This window comes from Nonomuraea sp. NPDC000554, from assembly GCF_040300065.1.
GTDB lineage: Bacteria > Actinomycetota > Actinomycetes > Streptosporangiales > Streptosporangiaceae > Nonomuraea.
The window spans coordinates 35,917-57,065 of sequence record NZ_JBEPDC010000031.1 but is presented as its reverse complement, the minus strand read 5'-3'; the positions used below and the strand labels follow the sequence as shown (position 1 = coordinate 57,065).

Here is a 21,149-nt window from a genome sequence, read left to right as displayed (position 1 = left end):
TGGGGGCGTGATCGGCCGCTCGCATCCCCAAGCCCGCCTCCCGCTTGGCGCCCGCCTGCGCCGTCCGGACGGCTACAGCGGATCTTCGGCGTCACCTGCACGGTAGGCACCCGTACGGCCGCCACAGTTGGGTTCGTCGCCTTTGCTCATCGCGCTCGTCAGCGCGCTTTCCCGGCGACCGGGGGTCGAAGCCCGCCGCTCGACGTACCTGCACCAGGTTGAACCTGCGGCACCCGCTTTAGGAATCAGGTAAGCAACGGGAGTCTATGTCGTCCCTGACCTGCGGCGATAGTAAGACGGGCCAGCCGTCCAGCGGCTTCTGGGAACAGACCGGGAATGGGGGCGCTGGGAACTGGGCCAGGAGTGACGGTCTGGTGCGGTAAGTCACCTTCCGTGACTTATATATAACTTATTTGGATCTTGTGGCCGATTCGGACGGAAGTTACGCTTTGCCCGTTTGGCAACATGCTCCGGACCGCACGTGTCAGGAACCCGTGTTCGTGCCGGGTGGGGTGGAGCTTCGTCCGGCGCCGAAAGGTGCCCTGCGTGGTTCGGAGTGTGACGGCGTATGCGCCGGTATTTGTCATGGGGTCGTTCGCTGCGCTTGATAGCAGGCGCTGTGCTCGGTCTCTTACTGCCTGGGCTGCTGTCGCTTACCACGGTCCCCGCATGGGCTCAGGTGTTGAACACGGCGACGGCAGCCAATAACCAGAACGTCTTTGATGTGCCGAAGCAGCTCATGGGCGCGGCGGCCGACCTCTCGAACTTGGTTACTGCCTCGGCTGTGGATGCGACGAGTGATAGGAAGCGCGTCGCGAAGCCGAAAAAGCCGGTCCGGCCCCGTGGTGCGTTGCCGTTGGACGTCCGCCCGGCGGTTCGGGCGGTGACCGAGTCGAAGTTGCCTGCCGGTGTTGAGCGTGCGGAGCAACTGGACCGGTCGACGCAGGCCGGTAGCACTTTCCCGATCATCGATGACGTTTATCCCGACAACGGTTTGCTGATCGGGACGGTCACGCCATTGCTGACGGTGAAGGCCACCCGATTGGGTGGTGGTACCGAGGCGAACTTGAAGTTCTTTTTCAAGATCTGCGAGAAGCCGGGGCCCGTTGAGGACCCCAGCGAGCCTGCGCCGACGCCGATGTGTGCGGAGTCGGGTGGCCAGATGGGGGAGGACACCTGGCGCGTTCCTGCCGGCAAGCTGGAATGGGGCAAGCAGTACGAATGGTGGGTCCGCGTCGCCGACCCGGAAAGCGGCGCTGACGCCACGTCGGCCAAGCAGTTGATCACGATGGGTGCGCGTCAGCCGTTGACGGGCGCTCATCTGGGTGAACTGGGCGCCGATGGACAGGAGTTCGCCCCGGTGTCGGGCAACTATGTCACCACTGTGGTCGACGCGCGGGTGGTGGTCGCTGGCCCGCCATTGTCGGTCGTGCGTACCTACAACAGCTTGGACGGACGCGTCGACGGCATGTTCGGAGCCGGGTGGTCGACGTCATGGGACATGAAGATCGTCGCGGAGCGGACAGCGGCAGGAGCGGTGACCGGGTTGCTGGTCACCTACCCCAACGGCAGCCGGGTCAGGTTCGCAGCCAAGGGTGATGGCACGTATCAGGCTCCTCCGGGCATGCATGTGGTGCTGGCAGATGTGGCCGGTGGCGGGTGGCGGCTGATGGATACGTCGTCGACTTCCTATCACTTTGACGCGTCGGGGCGACTGCTAAAGATCGTTGACGCACGAGGGCGCAGCCAGACGTTGGTCTATGGAGGGGATGGCAAGCTCGGTCAGGTCACCGCACTCGGTGGGCGTTCGCTGCACTTCACATGGCAGGGCCCGCGGGTGGCGTCGGTGTCGACCGACCCGGTCGACGGCAAGAGCCTGACCTGGACCTACACCTATACGGGTGACAATCTGACCGCTGTCTGCGCGCCGGTGGCGGCGCCGAATTGTACGAGCTACGCCTATGGAGATGGTTCGCGCTACCGGAGCATCGTCCTGGATTCCGAGCCGGTGGGCTACTTCCGTTTGGGAGAAGGACAGTTCGGGACGCCGATCAATGAGGGCAGCAGTGGCTCCTCTGGCTTCTACAAGGATGTAACCCTGGGGCAGCCGGGCGCGCTGGACGGGAGCACCGATACGGCTGCCGTCTTCACCAAGTCGCATATGGAATTGCCGAGTAACATTCTGGCGCGCTTGCGTGATCGGGTGTCGATCGAGGGCTGGTTCAAAACGTCGCAGAACGGCATCATATTTTCTGCTGGGGAATTCGGGTATGAGTTCGGGGCGACGCAGCCTGTGCTCTACGTCGGAACCGACGGCCGCTTGCGGGGCCAGTTAGGGAATATCAGGAACGGCAACGGTGACTGGGTTTACAGTCCGGTGACCACTGTGAATCCGGTCAACGATAACCAATGGCACCATGTGGTTCTCAACGTCGACGCGAACAGACAGAAGCTCTTCCTAGACGGCAGTGCCGTCGGCGAAGTCACCGGCGACTTCTATCCGGATTATCGTTCGTACTCCTTCGTCGGTAGTGGTGACCGTGCCAGTTCCTGGTCTGATGTGCCGGGTGGCCCCAACACCACGGGTGCCTTCGCTTTCAAGGGATCGATTGACGAATTCGCGCTCTACGACAAGCCCCTGACCGATGCAGAGATCGAGGCGCACTACGCGGGCCGGGCGAAGGTCACCAACAAGCTGGAGAAGATCACGCTGCCGTCCGGTCGGACGCGGGCGGTCAACACCTATGACACGGCCACCGACCGCCTCAAGACACACACCGACCGTTACGGCGGTACCTGGCAGGTGGGCAAGCCTGACACGGACTGGGAGGCGAAGGTCCCGATCGTCACTGTCACCGATCCGCGCAACGGCACGCTGAGGTACGGGTATGACGACGGACGTGTCTCCCGCTTGGTCTATGTGATCGATCAGAAAAAGTTCAAGACAAGCTACGAGTACGACACCGGTGGCTTCCTCGCCAAGGTCACCGACCGGAACGGGAACGTCGTCAAGTGGTCGAATGACAAGCGAGGCAACCCACTCAGTGGCACCTCATGTCGCACAGCGAACAACTGCCAGACCGCGTACGCCACGTACTACCTGAACAAAGACGACGAGTTCGACGCGCGCAACGGCCGTCAGCTCACCAATCGGGACGCGCGTTCGTCGAGCGCGACCGACAACACCTACGCCACCACCTACGACTACAACACCTACGGAGAGCCGACCAAGGAGACGACACCGCCCACGCCGGACTTCCCCAACGGCCGCTCCACAAGCGCCACCTACACCGATGGCAGCGAACCCGCCGTCAACGGCGGCACCACGCCGGCAGGCCTGGTAAAGACGCGTACGGACGCCAAGGGAAACGCGTGGACGTACCGCTACACCGCGGCCGGTGACCTGGCCGAGCAGACCGACCCGGCGGGACTGGTCACCAAGCTGGACTACGACGCGCTCGGCCGGGTGGTCGCCAAGACCGACGTTTCCCAGGCTCATCCGGACGGGGTGAAGACCACCTTCACCTACGACGCACTGAGCCGGCCCGTCATACAGACCGAGCCTGGAGCGAAGAACGAGCTCTTCGGCGTCACCCACACCAAGCGGACGACCTTCGCCTACGACCCGGACGGTAACAAGCTCAGCGACACCATCGCCGACCTGACAGGCGGCGATGCCGAGCGCGCCACCGTCTACACCTATGACACTCATGGCCAGGTGGAGGCAGTCACCGACCCCGAGGGCGGCGTCGTCCGACAGGAATGGAACCCACTCGGGCAGCTGGCACGGACGACCGACGCCCGCGGAACGGTTGTGGAGAACGGATACAACGAGCGCGGCGAGCTCAGCTCCCGCACGCTCAAGGGCTGGATCGGCAGCCCGGTCAACCCGCAACCCGCCAAGGACGTGGTGCTGGAGCAGTTCTACTACGACGCGGGCGGACGCCTGAGCGACCAGGTCGACGCCATGGGACGGATAACGTCCTACAAGTACTTCGCCGACAACCGGCTCGCCCAGAAGATCGGCCACGACGTCAAGCTGAACGGCTCCACCACCCCCAGGGACGTCGTGCTGGAGGACCACACCTACGACAACGCGGGCAACGAGACCAAGCTGATCACCGGCGGCGGTATCGCGACGGCCGAGTTCGAGTACGACGCCACAGGCCGTCTGACCTCTCAGCTGTTCGCCCCCGGCCTGCTCAACCGCAGGACTGTCTTCGTCTATGACGCTAACGGCAACACTCTCAAGACCACCCGCACCGGCATCGGAAGCACCCGCACGGAGATAACCGAGTACGCCTACAACAAGGCGAACCAGGTCACCAAGGAAACCGTCGAGAACGGCGCTGTGGACCTGGTCTCGACCACCGACTACGACGACCGCGGCCTGGTCACGGCTCGTACCGACCCGCGCGGAAACGTCACCGGAGCGAACAAGGCTGACTTCACCACCACCCTGCGCTACGACCTGCTCGGCCGTCTGGTGGAGGCGACCGGCCCCGAGGTGAAGGTGGACAAGGCCGGTTCGGCGAGCACGGCTCATCCGACCGCCCGTTACGGCTACGACACGCTCGGCGCCAAGACGCACGAGACCGACGCCGAGAGCCGCACCCTCACCTCCACCTTCGACAAGGCCGGACGCCTGACCGGCCAGAGCGCCCCCGCCTACACGCCTCCCGGTGGCACGGCCGTCACCCCGACGACCAAGAACGCCTACGACAAGGCCGGCCAGCTGATCTCCGTCACCGACCCGCGCGGTTACGTCCGCATGTTCGACTACGATCAGCTCGGCCGCCAGGTCCGTGTCACCGATCCCGCCCCCGACGGTCAGACGCCGGGCCGGTGGATCACTGAGTACGACCTGGTCGGGGAGAGGCTCGCCGCGGTCGATCCGAACGGCGCGCGCGTGCAGGCCACGTTCGACGACCTGGGCCGTCAGATCACCCAGACGGTGATCGAGCGCAAGCCGGCCACCGCGTCCTACATCACCACGATGACCTACGACGACGCCGGCTACCTGACCAAGACGGTGGCACCCGGCAACAGGACCACCAGCTACACGGTCAACGCCGCAGGTGAGGTCCTCACGCAGACCGACCCGGCCACCAACAAGACGACCATGGACTACGACCTGGCCGGACGGCTGGTCAAGATTACCGACGCGCGTGGCAACGCCACCACTGCCGAATACGACCTGGCCGGACGCAAGATCGGTACCAAGGACCTGGACTACAAAGGCGCCACGGTGCGCTCCAGCAGCATCGGCTACGACTCGGCGGGCAACCCGACCAGTTCCACCTCGCCCGAAGGGCACGTCACCAAGCAGACCTTCGACGCGTTAGGCCGTGTCACGTCGCTGATCGAGCCGGTCTCCGACAGCGAGTCGATCACCACCAGCTTCGGCTACGACGCCACCGGAGCCCGCACCCGGCTGACCGACGGACGTGGCAACGCCACCTGGACCAGCTACAACAGTCTCGGCCTGGTCGAGACGGTGAGCGAGCCGTCCACCACCGCCCACCCGAACGCCGCCGACCGGACCTGGACCGCCGTCTACGACCAGGCGGGCAACGCGGTGGCCGAACTCCAGCCGGGTGGCGTGCGCATCGACCGCACCTTCGACCACCTGGGACGCCTCACCAAGGAGAGCGGCGCCGGGGGAGGAGCGGCCAGCGCGGAACGGACCTTCGGCTACGACCTGGCAGGACACCAGACGGCCATCGGCGACCTGACCGTGGACTACAACGACCGCAGCCTCCCCCTGGCCATCACCCGCGCCTCAGTCCAGCAGACCGCCTACACCTACGACGAACTGGGCAACCCCACCCAGCGCGTCGACGCCGCCGGGACGTCCACGTACACCTGGGACAAGGCGAGCAGGCTGGCCACCGCCGTCGACCCGGTCACGGGCCGCAAGCTCACCTACGGTTACGACGAGGTCAGCAACCTGACCTCACTGACCGCATTCAAGGGCAGCACCATCACCGATACGCAGGCCTTGACCTACGACGCCGTTGACCGGCTGACATCCCAGACCCTGGTCAAGGGCGGTATCACCACTGGTACCCAGCTGGCCCAGAGCATCTACGACTATGACAAGGACGACAACCTCACCAGCAAGACCGCCACAGGGACGGCCGGAGCGGGCACCAACACTTACACCTACGACCACGCCGGACGCCTGACCTCGTGGACCGCCCCCGGCGGCGCGACCACCACCTACGGCTGGGACGCGGCCGGCAACCGCACCAAGGTCGGAGGCAAGACCTACACCTACGACGAACGCAACCGCCTGACCTCCGGCGACGGCACCACCTACACCTACACCCCCCGCGGCACCCTCGCCACCGAGACCAAGAACGGCACCACCACCCAGCTCACCTTCGACGCCTTCGACCGCCTCATCGCCGACGGCGACAGCCTCTACAGCTACGACGCCCTAGACCGGGTCACCTCACGCATCAAGGGCGCCACCAAGCAGACCTTCGCCTACGCCGGCCTCGCCAACGACCTCGCCGCGATCAGCGACACCAGCGGCGGCATCCAGGCCAAGTACGGACGGGACGCATCCGGTGCCCTGCTCGGCCAGCAGGAAGGCACCAACCCCGCCCTGGCCACCATGACCGACCTGCACGGCGACCTCGTAGCCACCTACGACACCAACAACCTGGCCACCACCACCGCCTACGACCCCTTCGGCACCGTCACCGCCCAAACCGGCGCCAAAACCAACCTCGGCTACCAAGGCGAATACACCGACCCGGACACCGGCAAAGTCAACATGCACGCCCGCTGGTACCAACCCGGCACCGGCACCTTCACCACCCGGGACACCGCCACCCTCAACCCCAATCCCTCCGTCCAAGCCAACCGCTACACCTACGCCAACGCCTCACCCCTCACCGGCATCGACCCCACAGGCCACTACACCAGCGGCCTCGGCTTCGACACCATGGGAGGAAACTCCGGCAGCCCGACAAGCGGCGGGGGGACCGGCATCTCCTTTGGAGGGTTCAACTCTGGCACTTCCGGATACGGTGGCACCGGATCCGGAGGCATCGCCGACATGTGTTCCTTCGGAGTTTGCGTTGGCGGCGGAGGATACGTCTGCAGCGGAGGCATGTGCGCCGAAACCTTCACAAACCAGCAGTGGTGGTCTGACTACATCACCTCTCCGGGCTACGACTATCTGAACAAGCCCCTAATGTCTGACGAAGAGGCGAAACGTCAAGGGCTTATGCCCAATGGCAGGCCCGCGCCCGCTGGTTTCTGGAACGGCAGCAGCCTTGTCCAGGAGGTGTATATGCGATCTTGGACGTCGACTGTGTCGGACCGTGATCTCCAAAAGCATTGGGACTTCCTCAGAGAGGTACTCGACGAACATCCTGCCAACGGCCCGAAGCATGGCCGGTCGGGGGGTGGGCGTTACAATGACGACCCCATCGACATCGACGACGAATGGGCATGGTGTAAAAAGAATAAGTCCGAGTGTGGCGAAGCTGCGAGCATCTCTTTGGAGGTAACGATCTACCTGAAGGGGAAGGGGAGGAACAGAAAATGGCAGTATGGCGAAGAGAATGCTGTTCGCCACTTTCTATGGCAGGCCTCCTTGGCGTACATGATATCGCAGAAAGCGGCGGTGGAGTTCGGTGACGCGCATGAAAAGGGTGAGAAATGCAAGGATGAAAAAGAGTGCGATACGCAGGCGGATGCCTATAATAACAGCGTCGCGCGACTCTGGGCGAAGAACCACAAAGAGCAACTGAATGAGTTCAAAAAACGAGCGACGGCGGACTATCACTATAACTATGCATTCTCTTATGGTGTCTGGTTTGATCAACTCTTCGGCGTTGCGGAGGATCTCTGGAACAGAGGGCAACTGCATAGCCCCCGGCGCCGCTATGAATGCCAGGGAAGGACAGGGAATGTTCCGAACTGCGCGTGAGCCAAGACTCCTCCATCTAGGATGACTGTGGAGGCGGACCTGCCTCTGAACCACCATTGCGGAAATTCCGGGAAGTGGTCTCATCCAATGAATCGCCTTGCAAAAAGCTATGCCGTCGTAGTAGGAGTCGTCATGGCCGTCGCGATGACCGGTTGTGGAGCCGGATGTCGCACGGAAGCCGATCAGCAGATCCATGATCTTAAGCAGATTGTGCCGAAACTTCTCCCCGAGTCTGTCGCTGCTACGCTCGAGGAAGGAAACGACTGCGATTCCGGAGAAGGCGGCCATCTGTCCTTCACTGCAGACCCGGCAACAGACAGTGAGAAGCTCGTCGAGAAATTTCTATCCCAAGGATGGAAGCGGATCGATCGCGAAAAGGAAAATATGGGGCCCAGGTTCATCGATGGTGTTACCACTGAGCGGGATGGCAAAGTGGTCAATATCACTATCGGCAAGTCGGATGACGGTTCGGAGATGGACATCTTGGCAGAATTTCAATCTTAGCCGAATTTAAATGTGCCTTGTACTGCATCGGTAGATCTTTAAGTTGTTCGCCTGCGTGACTGTGGGTGTATGAGTGAAGGTCTGCGGGTTTCAGCCATCGCCCAGCCGACGACGGCCTTGCTGTGGCAGTCGATCATCGTGGCCAGGTAGAGGAAGCCCTCCCAGGTGGGGATATAACTGCTTACTTGGCCTCGGCGCAACCGAAATTCCCAAATCGAGATATTTCAAGATCACCATCCGGAACATGGCGGGCCATTCGGCACCTCAGGGTGTTCGGAGCTTGACGAGCGATCTCGACGCTCGGGCCCCTGTAAGGCTGTGCTCGACTTCGGCGCGGTCAGGCAGAGCGATCCTCCGTAAGGTCAATTGGACGACCCTGCCTTCTCGGCAGAAGCCTCCAGATTGATCGTGGGCCATTCGTGGGCCATCGATGGCGCTGGCCAAGTGACAACTACGCATCGCGCCTGGTCAGGGACATGTCTGCAAGCGAACCCGCAACCCTCTCCGGAGCCGGGTGCGCAGGTTCGAATCCTGCAGGGGGCACTCGATCTTGACCAGCGGTTTGGGCCGCTGACCAGGGCAAACATCGCAGCAACGGGCGGGCCTCCAGTCTCATGGAGTCCCGCCCCTTCTCGTTGACGCTCGCTGGCTGTGGACCAGTTGTGGACCATGATCGAGCTTTCCTCTGACAGTGAGGTGGCTCCAGGTCACCTGTGCTTCCTCAGATGCGATTGAGATCGGAGTGGGTGAGCAGATCCCATATCGCCTCGGTGTTGATCACTTGTCGGCGGTCACGATCAGTGCGAGATCGCCTGTGGTGCGCTGGATGGTGATGAACTCGCGGCAGTCGGCATGAACCCCGCCCCAGTCGTGGAAAGCCATCCCATCGAGATCCTTGAGCCGGTTGCGCCTGGTCGCCTGGGGCGCGCCGGAAGGCCTCGCGCTACAGAGCGGCCTGCAACTGCTCGGAACGCCGCTATGTGACGGCCGCAGGCACCAACACGGTGGTCATGGCCGATGCGTCGACCGGTTCGTTGGCGTGGGCTGAGATGCGCTCCAGCCAGTAGGGGGCCGTCGCTGATCAGCGACCTTCTGTCTGCCCACTTCAAGCCAGCACCGATCAGTGCAGTCGATGCAGTCGCCCGGATGAGACTCTTCTCCACGACGGTCAAGCCGCCGCCCGCCGCCCGCCGCCCGCTGGGTGGCGTGCGGCCTCTCCGGGCCAGCCGGCCACCCCGCCGGCACCATCGAACGGCTGCAAAGATCATCGAAGCTGCTCTGAGGTGCCAGGACTTGGACTGCAACATCCCGGGCGCGGTCAGTTGTCTGGATCAGGATGCGCTTCCACGACCATTAAATGTCCGGAGGTGTTCCTCTCAATCAGGCGGTTGAAAAGAGTCGCGTTGGACGTATCGAGTTGTTCATTGAGCCCCTCTGAAGTCGCCTCCTCATAGTTCATCAGGGGCTCAACCGTGATCCATATACCGTCCCATTTGTCCGACTCCAGGCGTGTACGCCAGAGGTGCGGTGGCTCCTTGGCCTCCCATCCGCGCGCTCGAAGGATGCCCAGTGCCTTGTCAAGGGCATCATGGAAGCGTGACCCACCGACGTCCAGCACGGGGATGTCTGTGATCTCAGTGTGGCCATCCCAATACCATTCGGTCGTGGTGGTCGCCAGCACCCTTCCTGTACCCCGCAGGTCAGCGATGAGTTCGGGAGCAGCGCGTGATTCGCTGGGAAAGAATTCGGAACGGCACCCGGTGGCAAGTGGGGTGATGAGCGCGAATGCCAGAGCCACGGAGACGAGGCTAGATCTCATCGGGACATCTCCTTTACTCCAACCAGTAGTGGGAGCGACTCGCCTCATACCACGAAATCATTGCCGACTTTAGCTTGTGTGGCGTTGTAGGGCCCAGGGGAAAACAGCCAGGTTGAAGCATGCCTCCGGCGGGAGCGCTCCGGCACCGAGGTGATCGTCACACGAGCCCGGACGTTGATGGGTGACTGAGGGGCTGATCACCTCGCACATCATCGACTCAGGCAAGCCCAGCAGACCGGCTCCTCCGTATCAAGCCCGGCTCTGACCGCAGGGGCCACGCATAATCGAGGAACGGCGACCGGCGAACGTACACGCGAGGCCGAGCTTGACACTCCTTCCCCGGCCCGCAGGGATCAACCGTCCGGTCATAAATGCTCGTCCCATCGCGACGTTCGACAAGACGCGCCAGTCGGCCAGGCGCATCCGCGTGCCGTCTGGTCCGGGACTACAAGTGTTCACGCTCTGCCAGGCGCAGGTCCCTACTGAGGGCATCCGGGGCCGACCGTTATGGGACAGGCAAGACTATCATGGATCTTGGTCGCGATTGTCTGGGCTTCCAGCGTGATGATTATCACATTGCTGACGCGATCTTGGATAGATAGAAAGCAGATGATCATTGAACTCCGCGATAATTAGGTGTCAGGTGAAACGTCAAGCTCGCCCGCCCTCCGCCATTGCCCCTACAGTCAGGTTTTACGACACTGAGAAGTCGGATTGAGGGCCTGTCTCGCCCGGAACCACGTTGGGATGTGTTCGCTCACCGACCGGTATTCGACTTGTTCCTCGATAGGTAGGCGCGATGGCGGGTCAGAGAGGCGTAGAGAAGACCGACCAGGAGGATTCAGTCCTGATGGCAGGTCAAGATTCGATGAAGGTGTCCCTGGTTGACCCGCGGGAAAGGCATACGCCCGCTGGGTTCGTCGCCGCCCTGAGGCAGTTGAAAGAGTGGGTAGGGCTGACCTATCGGCAAATCGCGGTGCGGGCCCAGGAAAATGGCGACCATCTCGCCAGGAGCACGATCGCCGCCGCCCTGGACCGGGATCGCCTGCCACGCCAGAGCGTGGTGACAGCGATGGTACGCGCCTGCGGAGAGGACCCTCGCCCATGGGTCGAGGCGAGGCGGCGGATAGCCGCTGCCACTGCCGCAGGACCCGCGTATCCGATTCTCCGCTCCGCTCTTTTGCCGGTGGGATCGAACGCGTTGGTCGGCCGGGCCGAGGCGTCTGACCGGCTCGCGCGACTCGTCGGCTCGGCGGATGCGGGAGCGCCGGTGACCGCGTTGACGGGGCCTGCGGGTGTCGGGAAGTCGGCGCTGGCGATTCAGGTGGCACACCGCCTGCGCGGTCGCTTTCCTGGAGGCTGCCTTTATGTGAACCTCCAGGGATCGGTCAGCGGAGTGCCGCCACTCGGGCCTGACGAGCTCGCGAATCGGTTAGTAGCGGAACTGGAAGGCCGCCCACAGGAGTCCGCGGAGGGGGTTGAGGCCGCGACGCGCCTGCGGGCCCTGCTCGCCGACCGGCAGATCCTGGTGGTCTGCGACGACGTGCGTTCGGCGGACCAGCTAGAGCCCTTGCTTCCGCTGGGATGGCGGGCCACCATCCTCGTCACCACCCGCACCGCCCGTGCCGTACCGGCAGGGGCCCGGCTGCTCTCTCTTCGCCCGCTGGGGCTGGATGACGCCGTCGAGCTCCTGGCTGAGGAGCTCGGCCGGGAGCGGGTTTCGGGTGAAGAGGAGGAGCCGGCTCGCCTGGCCAACTTGTGCGGCCGTCTGCCTCTCCTGCTTCGCGCTGCGGGTCGGCGCCTGGCCGCCAGGCCCGCGTGGCGGATCGGTGCGCTGGCCGACCGACTCGACGACGGGCAGCGGGGCCTGGACGAACTCTGCATGAGCGGCATCGACGTCCGGGCCCGGCTGATGGCGAGCTTGGACCTCGTCGATCGATCGACCCTGCGGGTGCTGGCCGCGCTCGGCCGGGCGGGCTCGGCCGAGGCGCCGCTGTCAGCGCTGGCAGATGCTCTCGGCAGGGACGAGACGGACACCATGCTGGCATTGGAGGAGCTTTTGGACGCTCATCTCGTGGACAGCACGGAGCCCGGCCGTTACCGGATAGCCTCGGCGTACCGATGGCTGGTGGAGGATTTCCCGGTCGGCCGCAGGACGGATCTCGGCGAGATGATCAGCGTTCCGACTACTGAGTAAGGGAGACAATGGCGGAGCAGAGCGCGCTGGCCGTGAGTCATCTCGGCAAGCGCTACCGCAAGGTTTGGGCGTTGCGTGACTGCACGCTGTCGATCCCGGTCGGCCGTACAGTCGCGCTGGTCGGGCCCAATGGGGCGGGTAAGAGCACCTTCATGAACATGGTCGTCGGCTTGAGCAAGCCGACGACGGGCGATATCGAGATTTTCGGGTCCCGGATGCGGCAGGACGGTCCCTCACTGGCGCGCGTGGGATTCCTGGCCCAGGACAAGCCGTTGTACGAGAGCTTCAAGGTCTCCGAGATGCTCACGTTCGGCCGTAAGCTCAATCCGAGCTGGGATCAGGCGTTGGCCGAGGATCGGCTGGCCCGGCTGAACATCCCGCTCGACCGCAAGGTGAAAGCGCTGTCAGGGGGGCAGCGGACCCAGGTCGCGTTGACGCTGGCAGTGGCTAAGCGTCCTGACCTACTGGTGCTCGACGAGCCACTGGCTGATCTGGATCCTCTGGCCCGTGAGGAGCTGCTGCAGAACCTGGGCGAGGTGAGCGCCGACTCGGGCATCACGGTGATATTTTCCTCGCACATCGTCGAGGACCTGGCCGACACGTGCGACTGGCTGGTCGTCCTAAACCGGGGACGCGTCCAGCTCAGCGGGGCGATCGACGATGTGCTGGCCGGCCACCGGCTGTTGACCGGCCCGGTCGATCACGCTGGCCAGGTGGTCGCCGACACGGACGTCATCGCCGATCGCCGCCGGAACGGGGAGGCGTCGCTGATCGTGCGGACAGGGGCCTCGGCGGTGCCGGAGGGATGGCGGGTCGATCCGGTGGCTCTGGAACCGCTGGTGCTGGGTTATCTGCGGCGGCCCGAATCGGGCCGCCCGGCCGAGCAGGCCACGATGTCGGGGGGGCAGGCGTGACCTGGCTGGCGTTGCGGCAGGTACGCGCACAGATCATCTTCATGGCCGTCCTGCTGGCCGCCATGGGTGCGCTGCTGCTGGTGACGGGACTGGACGCGAAGAGCTACATCTCCGCGCACGCCCAGCGTGGCGTCTGCCCCGGCACGGGGAACGCCTGCGAGGAGTTCCAGTGGGCACTGAAAGCCCGCTACCAATTGGTGTACACGATCATCGGCGTCCTGCCGCTGGTGGCGCACGTCCTGGTAGGGGCGTTCTGGGGCGGGCCGATGATCGCCCGCGAGGTCGAGCGGGGGACCAGCAAGCTGGTGTGGACGCAGTCGATCACCCTGCGGCAGTGGCTGAGCGCCAAGCTCGGCATCGCCTTCCTGATCGTGCTGATCGGCGGGCTGGCGTTCTCCGGGATGGTCTCCTGGTGGCGGAGTGTGGTCGACCAGGTATATCCGGTGCGGTTCGCGGCCGTGGACGTCTTCAACGTGACCGGGGTGTCCCCGACCGCGTGGTGGATCTTCATGTTCGCCTTGGGGGCGGCGGCTGGCGCCGTGTTCCGTCGTACGCTCGCCGCACTGGTGGTGGCCGTATCGGTGGGTCTGGTCGTGCTGCCGGTGTTCGTTCTCCTGCGGGCTTTTTACGCGGAACCGGTGCGCTCCGTAACCGCGGATATGGACGCGTTCCCGCGAGATTTGCTGGTGGAAGGGATGTGGCTCCCGCCCGACGGCAAGGAAGTTGCACAGCCGACGTCGCCGAAGTGCCCCCTGTCAGCGTATGCGGATTCGCTCGACCCCCGATATCTGCGGTGTCTGAAGGAGGAGGGCTATCGCTATGTCACCTACCACCATCCGAGCAGCCGGTACTGGGAATTCCAGTGGAAGGAGGCGGCCCTGCTCGGCGGGATGGCAGTGCTGCTGACCGGGGTGACGGTGGTTCGCACCCGGCGACTTCGAGCGGTGTGAGGGGATTTTCGTGCTCTGGTTGGCATGGCGGCAGCATCGGGCACATGTCCTGGTCTCTGTGGCTCTGCTCTTGGTATTGGCCATCGTGCTGGCGGTCAACGCCTGGCAGGGCCAGGTCCTGATCGCCGAACACGGGCCGCCCGGATGCCCCGGCCCCGGTGAGAGCTGCGCCGCTTTCGTCGCCGAACTGGCGGAACTGCGCGGCCGGATGAGCTTCTTCCTATCCTTCGTTCCGTTCATAGCTGCAGCGTTGGCGGGCATGTTCTGGGGGGCGCCCCTGGTGGCCCAGGAACTGGAACGCAAGACCGGGAAGCTGGCGTGGAGCCAGTCGGTGCCCGTCCGGCGCTGGCTGACGGTCCAGATTGGCTGGGTCCTGGGCATGTTGACCGTGATAGGGCTGGCGCTGTCGGCCATGGTGAGCCTGTGGCGCCAGGCGTATGCCGGCTGGGGGGTCGACGACCCTGTTCTGCAGCCGTTCTCCTTCGACTCTAGCGGCCTGCAGCCTGTCGGCTGGTGCCTGCTGGCCTGCGCGATGGGTGTGGTGGCGGGTCTGGTCACCCGCCGTCCCCTGGTGGCGATGGGTATCGTCATGGCCACGGTGTTGCTGCTGATGACGATGGCCCATTCCGCTCGGCCGTACTATGTCGCGCCCGAGCGGATGGTCAGTGCCGATGCCAAGGCCGTCCAGAAGGCGGGTGGGTTCCTCCTCAAACGCACGTGGCTCGATCCGAGCGGAAGCGAAACCGCGGCCGTTCCCGCGCACATCTGTGCCGAGTCGCGCTCCAAAGGCCGGGACCTCGCCCGCCTGGAGCAGGAGGAGTGCCTCATCAAGCGAGGCTACAAATACGCCTTCGACTTTCAACCGGCGAGTCGTTGGTGGACCTTCCAGGCGATCGAGTTCACGATGTTCAGCGGGCTCATCGTGGTCATGCTGGGCCTTTCCCTGTGGCGTATCGGCCGCACCAACGTTTGACAGGTGCGGCGCCAGCGTGAGTGCTGGCGCCGCCGTCGGCCAGTGGGTGGAAGCCCCCGCAACCACCCACCCGCCAGCGATCTGATCTACGCCTTCACGTGCTCAAGATCTAATCAGTTCATAGGTTTTCGGACTTTCTCCGGTGGCTTGTGGGACGATTGATGCGTGGCGAGGTTGGGGCGGCGGGCCAGTTTTGAGGAGCGTCTGCGGGCGTGTCAGCTGATCGAGAGCGGGAAATCGCCGGATCTGGTGGCGGAGATTCTCGGGTTCGGGCGGGCGACGGTGTTCGGCTGGTTGCAGGACTACCGGGAGTTGGGCCCGGAAGGGCTGCGCACGAAGAAGACCCGCGGGCCGGCCGCCAGGCTGAATGACGCGCAGCTGGCCCGGCTGTATGCGCTGATCGCGGGTCATGATCCGCGCCAGTTGAGTTTCGGGTTCGCGTTGTGGACGCGGGCGATGGTGGCCGAGCTGATCCGCCGCGAGTTCAAGGTGAAGCTGTCACTGGTGAGCGTTGGCCGCGTGCTGGCCAAGCTGGGCATGTCGACGCAGAAGCCGCTGTATCGGGCCTACCAGCAGGACGTGGCTGCGGTTGCCGAGTGGAAGCAGCGCACCCTCCCGGCCATCGCGGCCGAGGCCAGGCGGCTGGGTGCGGTGGTGTTCTTCGCTGATGAGGCGGCGGTGCGCACCGACTACCACGCCGGCACCACTTGGGCCCCGATCGGGCGCACCCCGGTCGTGGCCGCCACCGGGGCCCGCCGTTCGGTGATGATGATCTCCGCCGTCAGCCCGCGCGGCGAGTTGCGGTTCCAGCTGTTCGACCAGGGCCTGGACGCCGATGCGTTCATCGGCTTCTGCAAACGCCTGATCGGCGACGCGGACCGTCCGGTGTTCCTGATCGTGGACAACTCCCGCGTCCACCGGGCCAAGAAGGTCAAGGCGTTCGTCGAATCAACCGAGGGCCGGCTGTCGCTGTTCTTCTTGCCGCCGTATTCCCCCGAGCTCAACCCTGATGATTGGGTCTGGAAGAACGTCAAACACGACCGGATCGCCCGCGCCGGTGCCCGTGGCGTTTACACAGGTTGAATTCGTAGAGCCGGTCATGTGTTCAAGGGATGTTCGATCGTGAGTCCTGTCTGGGCCAGGCAGCCGTTGATCAGGTGTGGCCGGTATTGGATCTTCTTGAGCTTGCGTTTGAGGACGCGGACGAGTCCGGTCAGGTCGGCGACGGCGAAGTTGTCTGTGGCGCGCTTGAGTAGCGACCAGATGCCCTCGGCGGGGTTCAACTCGGGGGCGTAGGCCGGAAGCTGGTAGATGCGCAGCCAGTCGGTGTTGGCCTCGGCGAACGCGGTCAGCTCGGCGACCAGGTGCACGTTGAGGTTGTCCCAGCACCAGACGAGGGGAGTGCCGAGCTGCTGGTGGGTGGCCACGATCAGGTCGCGGTAGTCGCTCCAGGCGAAGCTCTTCGGCTCGCCCTTGCGGCCGTGGTAGATGAGCAGCTTGTACAGCAGGTGCGGTCGATGGCCGGGCCGGTAGCAGACGAGGCCGGCGATGTTGACCCGGCCGGTCTGCCTGCCATGCACGGTCACCACCGGCCGGGCACCCCGCGGCGCCCAGGTGCTTTACGGCCGGCCACACCTCCTGCCGCCGGGCGGCGATGGCCTCCTCAGCGCGCTCCAGGCGCGCTGCACCGGCACCTGCACCGACCAGCCGTGCCGCCGCAGCAGCTTGCCGACACCCTCGATGGTGTACCCGATGTGAAACAGCTTGCCGATCAGCGTCTTGACCCGTGCCAGCGTCCAGCGCTGGTCGTCGCCGAACCCGTGCGCCAGCGGGCCCCGGTTCAACTCGGCCTCCAATCGCGCCCACTGCCGGTCCGACAGCTTCTCCGGTGACACCGGCCCCTTGGATCGCAGTGCCTCGACGCCGCCCTCCAGCCAGGCCCTGCGCCACCTGGCCACCGTCCGCTCGTGCACCCGCAGCTCACGAGCGACGTCCTTGGTGCTCTGTCCATCCTCGAACCGCCCGGCCGCCCCCAGCCGTAATCGCTCCCGCCGCTTCTGCTCGGCGGGTGTGTACCCGCCCCTCTGCCCGTACCGCATGCCTCAGTCGTACACCCGATACAGCGACCAGTCACGACCCTATGACTCTACGAATTCAACCTGTAGGAACTCAAAGCCCTCGCTCCGGGCGCGCTGCGGCGGTTACAGAAGATGCCCGCGCTGGTGCGGTCGTTCTTCGCAGATCCCCACCTGGCCTACATCAGCGAGAACCTTCGATAGTCCAGAAACCCGTGAACTGATTAGATCTTGACAATCTGAGTCAGGGATCAGCAATTCTTTGTGTTTGCAACCCGAATGCAGGTTTGCTGACCGGACAGTCCGGGACAAGATTTGCATTATTGTGAAGACGGCTCTTGTCCTGTTAACGTGACTGCGTCAATGACTGGATGGTCATTGAAACCAGGGCTTATGCGAGCATCGGAAGGGGGGAGAAATGACGATTACTGCGATTGGTTCCCGGGTTGGCGGCGGTGCGCTCCAGCAGCACCTCCACTCGGAGACCACTGCGGTGGCGGAGTCATGCGTTGGTCCGGGCTACAGTTGCGCATGGGATTCAGACTGCTGCAATCAGACTGTTTGCCTCAACTGCGACTGGTGGACGTGCGCCTACTGCTGAGAATAGCTTCTGAGTAGTCATAGCATTCCGGCGTGATGGCCCGTTAGGAATGTCTAACGGGCCATCGTCGCTGGCGACCGCCCAGGCGGAAGGGTGATGAAATGATCAGGGCTCTACGGGCTTCCCGTGCGGCAATACGATTCCTCGAGAAGAGCCGTTCCGCTAACGGTTCCTATTTGCTGATGGAGTGGCCGGAGGTCAAGAGAAGCCGTTTCCTGGGGGGTGGGGATGTCGGCAATGCGGTGGCCGCGCTTCGGCTTGCCCAGCGCTGCTCCGTGGGATTCCTCGATCCGATCGAGGACGCGCTCTACCTGACGGCGGGTCTGAGATTAATAGGATTCGAAGCCACTTTTCACGTGGGCAGAGAGTCGTTCGCCGCGAATCCCCCTCCAGGTCTTCACGCCTGGGTGGAATGTGACGGCCGGGTGGTCAGCACGTCTCTCCCGGTAAGGGAAGAATATGTCGAGGTCGCTGCGCTTCCATGAATAGTTCGCTCAATGTCGTCGAGTTCACGGACGGCAGAATCAATGCCTCTCCCTCAGCGCCAGAGGCGGGCAACCGGGCCGTTGTCACCGACACCAGCTTCGAACTCAGCCTGGCGAGCCTGGAGTCCTCCCCCGTCTATTACCGGGTAGGCATGGGCCGTCTTGAATGGTCGTGTGATCTTAGGGCATTCCACGCTGGTGACGGCATACCCGTTCCGGACGCCGGAACGCTGCTGACCATAGCGGACGGATATCAGGTAGCTCCCGACTACAGCCCGATCCCCGGCGTCACGCGCCTGCCGATAGGCGCCGTGGTGCAGGTCGACAGAGCTGGCGTGACGGTGAGCAGACGACAGCCCACGCTTCCGCAACACCTGACATTCCAGCAGGCGGTAACGGGGATGCTGGCACGCCTGGGCGACGATTTCGCCATCGCCTACAGCGGTGGGCTGTCCTCGACCTTTCTCGCCTGCTGCGCGGTGAACGCAGGCTTGCAGCCTCCCTTGCTTCACGGCGTCATTCGCGACCGCCGGGAAAGGACCCTGCCGCACGGAATCGACGGACTCGATCTGAAGGCGGTCGACGTCGATCTCGGAGAGCTGTTAGATCCCCACCTCATAACGGGCGACGAGCCGTTGCCCCCGATGCCGGAACTGGAGGCCCGGCGGCGCATGGTGGCTGCGCTGGAACGTGAATTCGGCGGCACGGTGGTCACCGGAGCGCTTCTGAAGGACCTGATTTCGGCGCGGCTCGGCCAAGCCGAAGCGGGGGTCAAGGACTGGCGGCTACTGACGGTCGAGCCGTTCCACGTACACGGGACGTTGCGGGGCTTGGCCGCCGCTCGTGAACTGCTGAAGGACCAAATGGTCCACCGTCGCGGCGTGGGGACGGAGGACTCGCAGCCCACCGGCGCGCCGCCGCCTCCATCGCCGAAGCCCGCCGGGCTCCCAGGACTCACCGCAGCGGCTGGCGACGCGCTCGCCTCCACCCGCCGCGGCACCCTGGGCGTGTGGAAGGACCACCTGGATTTTCTCGACCCGGTACTTGGCCGGGCGCTTACCGGGCTTGCCGAGCGTGGGCCCCTGGCCACCCCCGCCCTCAGCAATTCGGTGCTCTCCTCCGCTGCCGCCCTCAAGCCCGTGGAGCTGGCGAGAATTCGCAAAGGCATGCTGGTCAGACACCTGCCGATGAGGCAGGCGCTCAAGGCCCGCGAAATTGCGACTGTCCGCGACGCGTCGCCTGGATTCTGGATCAGAGCCGCCGCCGGTGCCTATCTCATCCGGGAACGCGACAAGATAGTCCGGCAGCTTGAGACGGAGTGCGCCCTGGCCGACCTGGGGCTGGTCAATCCGCAGCGCGTTGCGGCCGTGCTGTACGACGGGCGCGAATTGGCTAACCAGGTCATGCCCCTGCTGCGGCTGGTGTGGCTCGACCAATGGCTGAGGAAACGAGCATGAGCGCACGAGTGGCACCGCACATCATCGTGACGCCTCTTCCGCTCGGAGGCGCGATCATGATGGACAAACTGACGCTCGGGACGGCGGAGCTCGGCGAGGCCGAGATGACGCTGCTCCGGAGCATTCTCGAAGGCGCCGAGCAGCCGCGGGGAGAACTCGTCGAGCAGATGCGGCACATCGGATGGCTGATCGTCGAGGGGAACGACTTATGTCAGTAACCGACGTCGTGCTGGGTATCCTCGCGGGCCCCATGGTGGCCGCGGGCCTGGCGAAGTTGTTTTCTCCCGCGGAGAAGCTGCAGTGGCCGATTCGCCACCCCATTTTGCGCGCACCTCATGGTCCGAAACTCGTGGGTGTCGCCGAGCTCACCGTGGCGGCGATCGCGAACCTGGCGAGCGAGAAATGGGCGGCTGTCGCCGTCGCGGTAGCCTATGCGTCGCTGGCTGTGGTCGCATTCTGGCTGCGTGGTCAGAAGTGCGCCTGTTTCGGTGCTGCGCGCCTGGCGGCCGTGGGGCGGACCCATGTGTCTCTGAACGCGGTGGGGGCGGTCGTCGCCACGATGGTGGCCGTTGCCGGCGGTGCTGGGCCGTCTTCTGTGGCGGCGCGGCTCGGTGTCACCGCCGGTGCCGCCGTCGTCACATTCGGACTGATTCTGCTCCTTGATCGACGCCGTGAGACCGCCGAGACGGCGATGCGACCGTGCGACGAGCGCATCTACGGGGTGCGCATGTATGGGGCCGATGACTGCCCAGCGTGCCAGGCCCTCAAGGAACTGATCGCGAAGATGGACCCGATCCGGCACAGGACGATCGAGATGGTCACCGTGGCCATGCGGGAGAAGCTCCCGGCGGAGGTGGAGGGACTCGGCATTCCGTGCGCGGTCGGATTGGACGCCGAAGGGAAAGTCGTTTGCGCGCCCGCCGAGGGAATCGGGGCAGTCAAGCGGCTGATTGAGTCTGTGACGATTTCCGCGACGGCGGTGGCGAGTGACGGGTGACCTCAGTCAGACCCGGTCGCACCAGGAAATCGCTCCGGGGGGGCTAGCATGGGCCATCAACACCGTCCCCAGATATCCGTCCATTACCGAGCACAATCCCGCCTCCGTCACCTGGGACAGGTTGACCATCGATCCTGATCTCGGAGGCGCTCCTCCGCCGAGGGGCCGTCCGGTGCGAGTCGAAGTTCGTGAGCTGGGACAGAGTAGAGGATGGGAACTCCCTGTTGAG

Annotated in this window: 14 protein-coding genes; 11 read left to right on the top strand and 3 right to left on the bottom strand. The window is 64.3% G+C overall.

Annotated features, from left to right (window positions below; all coding sequences use genetic code 11):
- The first annotated feature begins 682 nt into the window (after positions 1-682).
- The gene (locus tag ABT294_RS41050) at positions 683-7,948 is read left to right on the top strand and encodes an RHS repeat-associated core domain-containing protein (protein WP_350811867.1); all 7,266 of its coding nucleotides are present in this window, start codon (positions 683-685) and stop codon (positions 7,946-7,948) included.
- Positions 7,949-8,080: 132 nt separating this feature from the next.
- A complete protein-coding gene (locus ABT294_RS41045) occupies positions 8,081-8,452 on the top strand; it encodes a hypothetical protein (protein ID WP_350811866.1) in 372 nt (123 codons plus the stop codon).
- 1,318 nt (positions 8,453-9,770) lie between these two features.
- Here the strand turns inward: ABT294_RS41045 and ABT294_RS41040 are convergent.
- Positions 9,771-10,250 (bottom strand): hypothetical protein, encoded by a 480-nt coding sequence (locus ABT294_RS41040; RefSeq protein ID WP_350811865.1) that lies wholly within the window; start codon positions 10,248-10,250, stop codon positions 9,771-9,773.
- An 871-nt stretch (positions 10,251-11,121) separates the two neighbouring features.
- Here ABT294_RS41040 and ABT294_RS41035 point away from each other — a divergent pair.
- The 5 genes from ABT294_RS41035 to ABT294_RS41015 all read left to right on the top strand — a co-directional run bounded on the left by ABT294_RS41035 (position 11,122) and on the right by ABT294_RS41015 (position 16,388).
- Positions 11,122-12,468 (top strand): NB-ARC domain-containing protein, encoded by a 1,347-nt coding sequence (locus tag ABT294_RS41035; protein ID WP_350811864.1) that lies wholly within the window; start codon positions 11,122-11,124, stop codon positions 12,466-12,468.
- Between the two features lie 8 nt (positions 12,469-12,476).
- Complete coding sequence (locus ABT294_RS41030) at positions 12,477-13,382, top strand: ABC transporter ATP-binding protein (protein ID WP_350811863.1); 906 nt, start codon at positions 12,477-12,479, stop codon at positions 13,380-13,382.
- 41 nt (positions 13,383-13,423) lie between these two features.
- Positions 13,424-14,332, top strand: coding sequence for an ABC-2 membrane transporter-related protein (locus ABT294_RS41025; protein WP_350811862.1), 909 nt, complete (start codon positions 13,424-13,426; stop codon positions 14,330-14,332).
- 58 nt (positions 14,333-14,390) lie between these two features.
- Entirely contained in the window at positions 14,391-15,305 is a 915-nt protein-coding gene (locus ABT294_RS41020) for an ABC-2 membrane transporter-related protein (protein WP_350811861.1), read from the top strand.
- A gap of 165 nt (positions 15,306-15,470) precedes the next feature.
- Entirely contained in the window at positions 15,471-16,388 is a 918-nt protein-coding gene (locus tag ABT294_RS41015; protein ID WP_350811860.1) for an IS630 family transposase, read from the top strand.
- 14 nt (positions 16,389-16,402) lie between these two features.
- Here ABT294_RS41015 and ABT294_RS41010 read toward each other — a convergent pair whose 3' ends face one another.
- Together ABT294_RS41010 and ABT294_RS41005 are read right to left on the bottom strand one after the other, a co-directional pair.
- Complete coding sequence (locus ABT294_RS41010; RefSeq protein WP_350811859.1) at positions 16,403-16,894, bottom strand: transposase; 492 nt, start codon at positions 16,892-16,894, stop codon at positions 16,403-16,405.
- A gap of 30 nt (positions 16,895-16,924) precedes the next feature.
- Positions 16,925-17,404: a winged helix-turn-helix domain-containing protein gene (locus ABT294_RS41005; protein WP_350811858.1), complete on the bottom strand. Its 480-nt coding sequence runs from the start codon at positions 17,402-17,404 to the stop codon at positions 16,925-16,927.
- A 678-nt stretch (positions 17,405-18,082) separates the two neighbouring features.
- On the opposite strand from ABT294_RS41005, the gene ABT294_RS41000 reads away from it, so the two are divergent.
- From ABT294_RS41000 to ABT294_RS40985, 4 genes are read left to right on the top strand one after another with little or no spacing between them, the layout of a single operon-like run.
- Entirely contained in the window at positions 18,083-18,466 is a 384-nt protein-coding gene (locus ABT294_RS41000) for a lasso peptide biosynthesis protein (protein ID WP_350811857.1), read from the top strand.
- Positions 18,463-19,923 (top strand): hypothetical protein, encoded by a 1,461-nt coding sequence (locus ABT294_RS40995; RefSeq protein ID WP_350811856.1) that lies wholly within the window; start codon positions 18,463-18,465, stop codon positions 19,921-19,923. Before ABT294_RS41000 ends, ABT294_RS40995 begins: the two co-directional genes overlap by 4 nt.
- Positions 19,920-20,141, top strand: coding sequence for an actinodefensin-associated protein B (adfB, locus tag ABT294_RS40990; RefSeq protein WP_350811855.1), 222 nt, complete (start codon positions 19,920-19,922; stop codon positions 20,139-20,141). Before ABT294_RS40995 ends, adfB begins: the two co-directional genes overlap by 4 nt.
- The gene (locus ABT294_RS40985) at positions 20,132-20,920 is read left to right on the top strand and encodes a hypothetical protein (protein WP_350811854.1); all 789 of its coding nucleotides are present in this window, start codon (positions 20,132-20,134) and stop codon (positions 20,918-20,920) included. The genes adfB and ABT294_RS40985 overlap by 10 nt, the downstream gene beginning before the upstream one ends.
- Positions 20,921-21,149 lie beyond the last annotated feature (229 nt).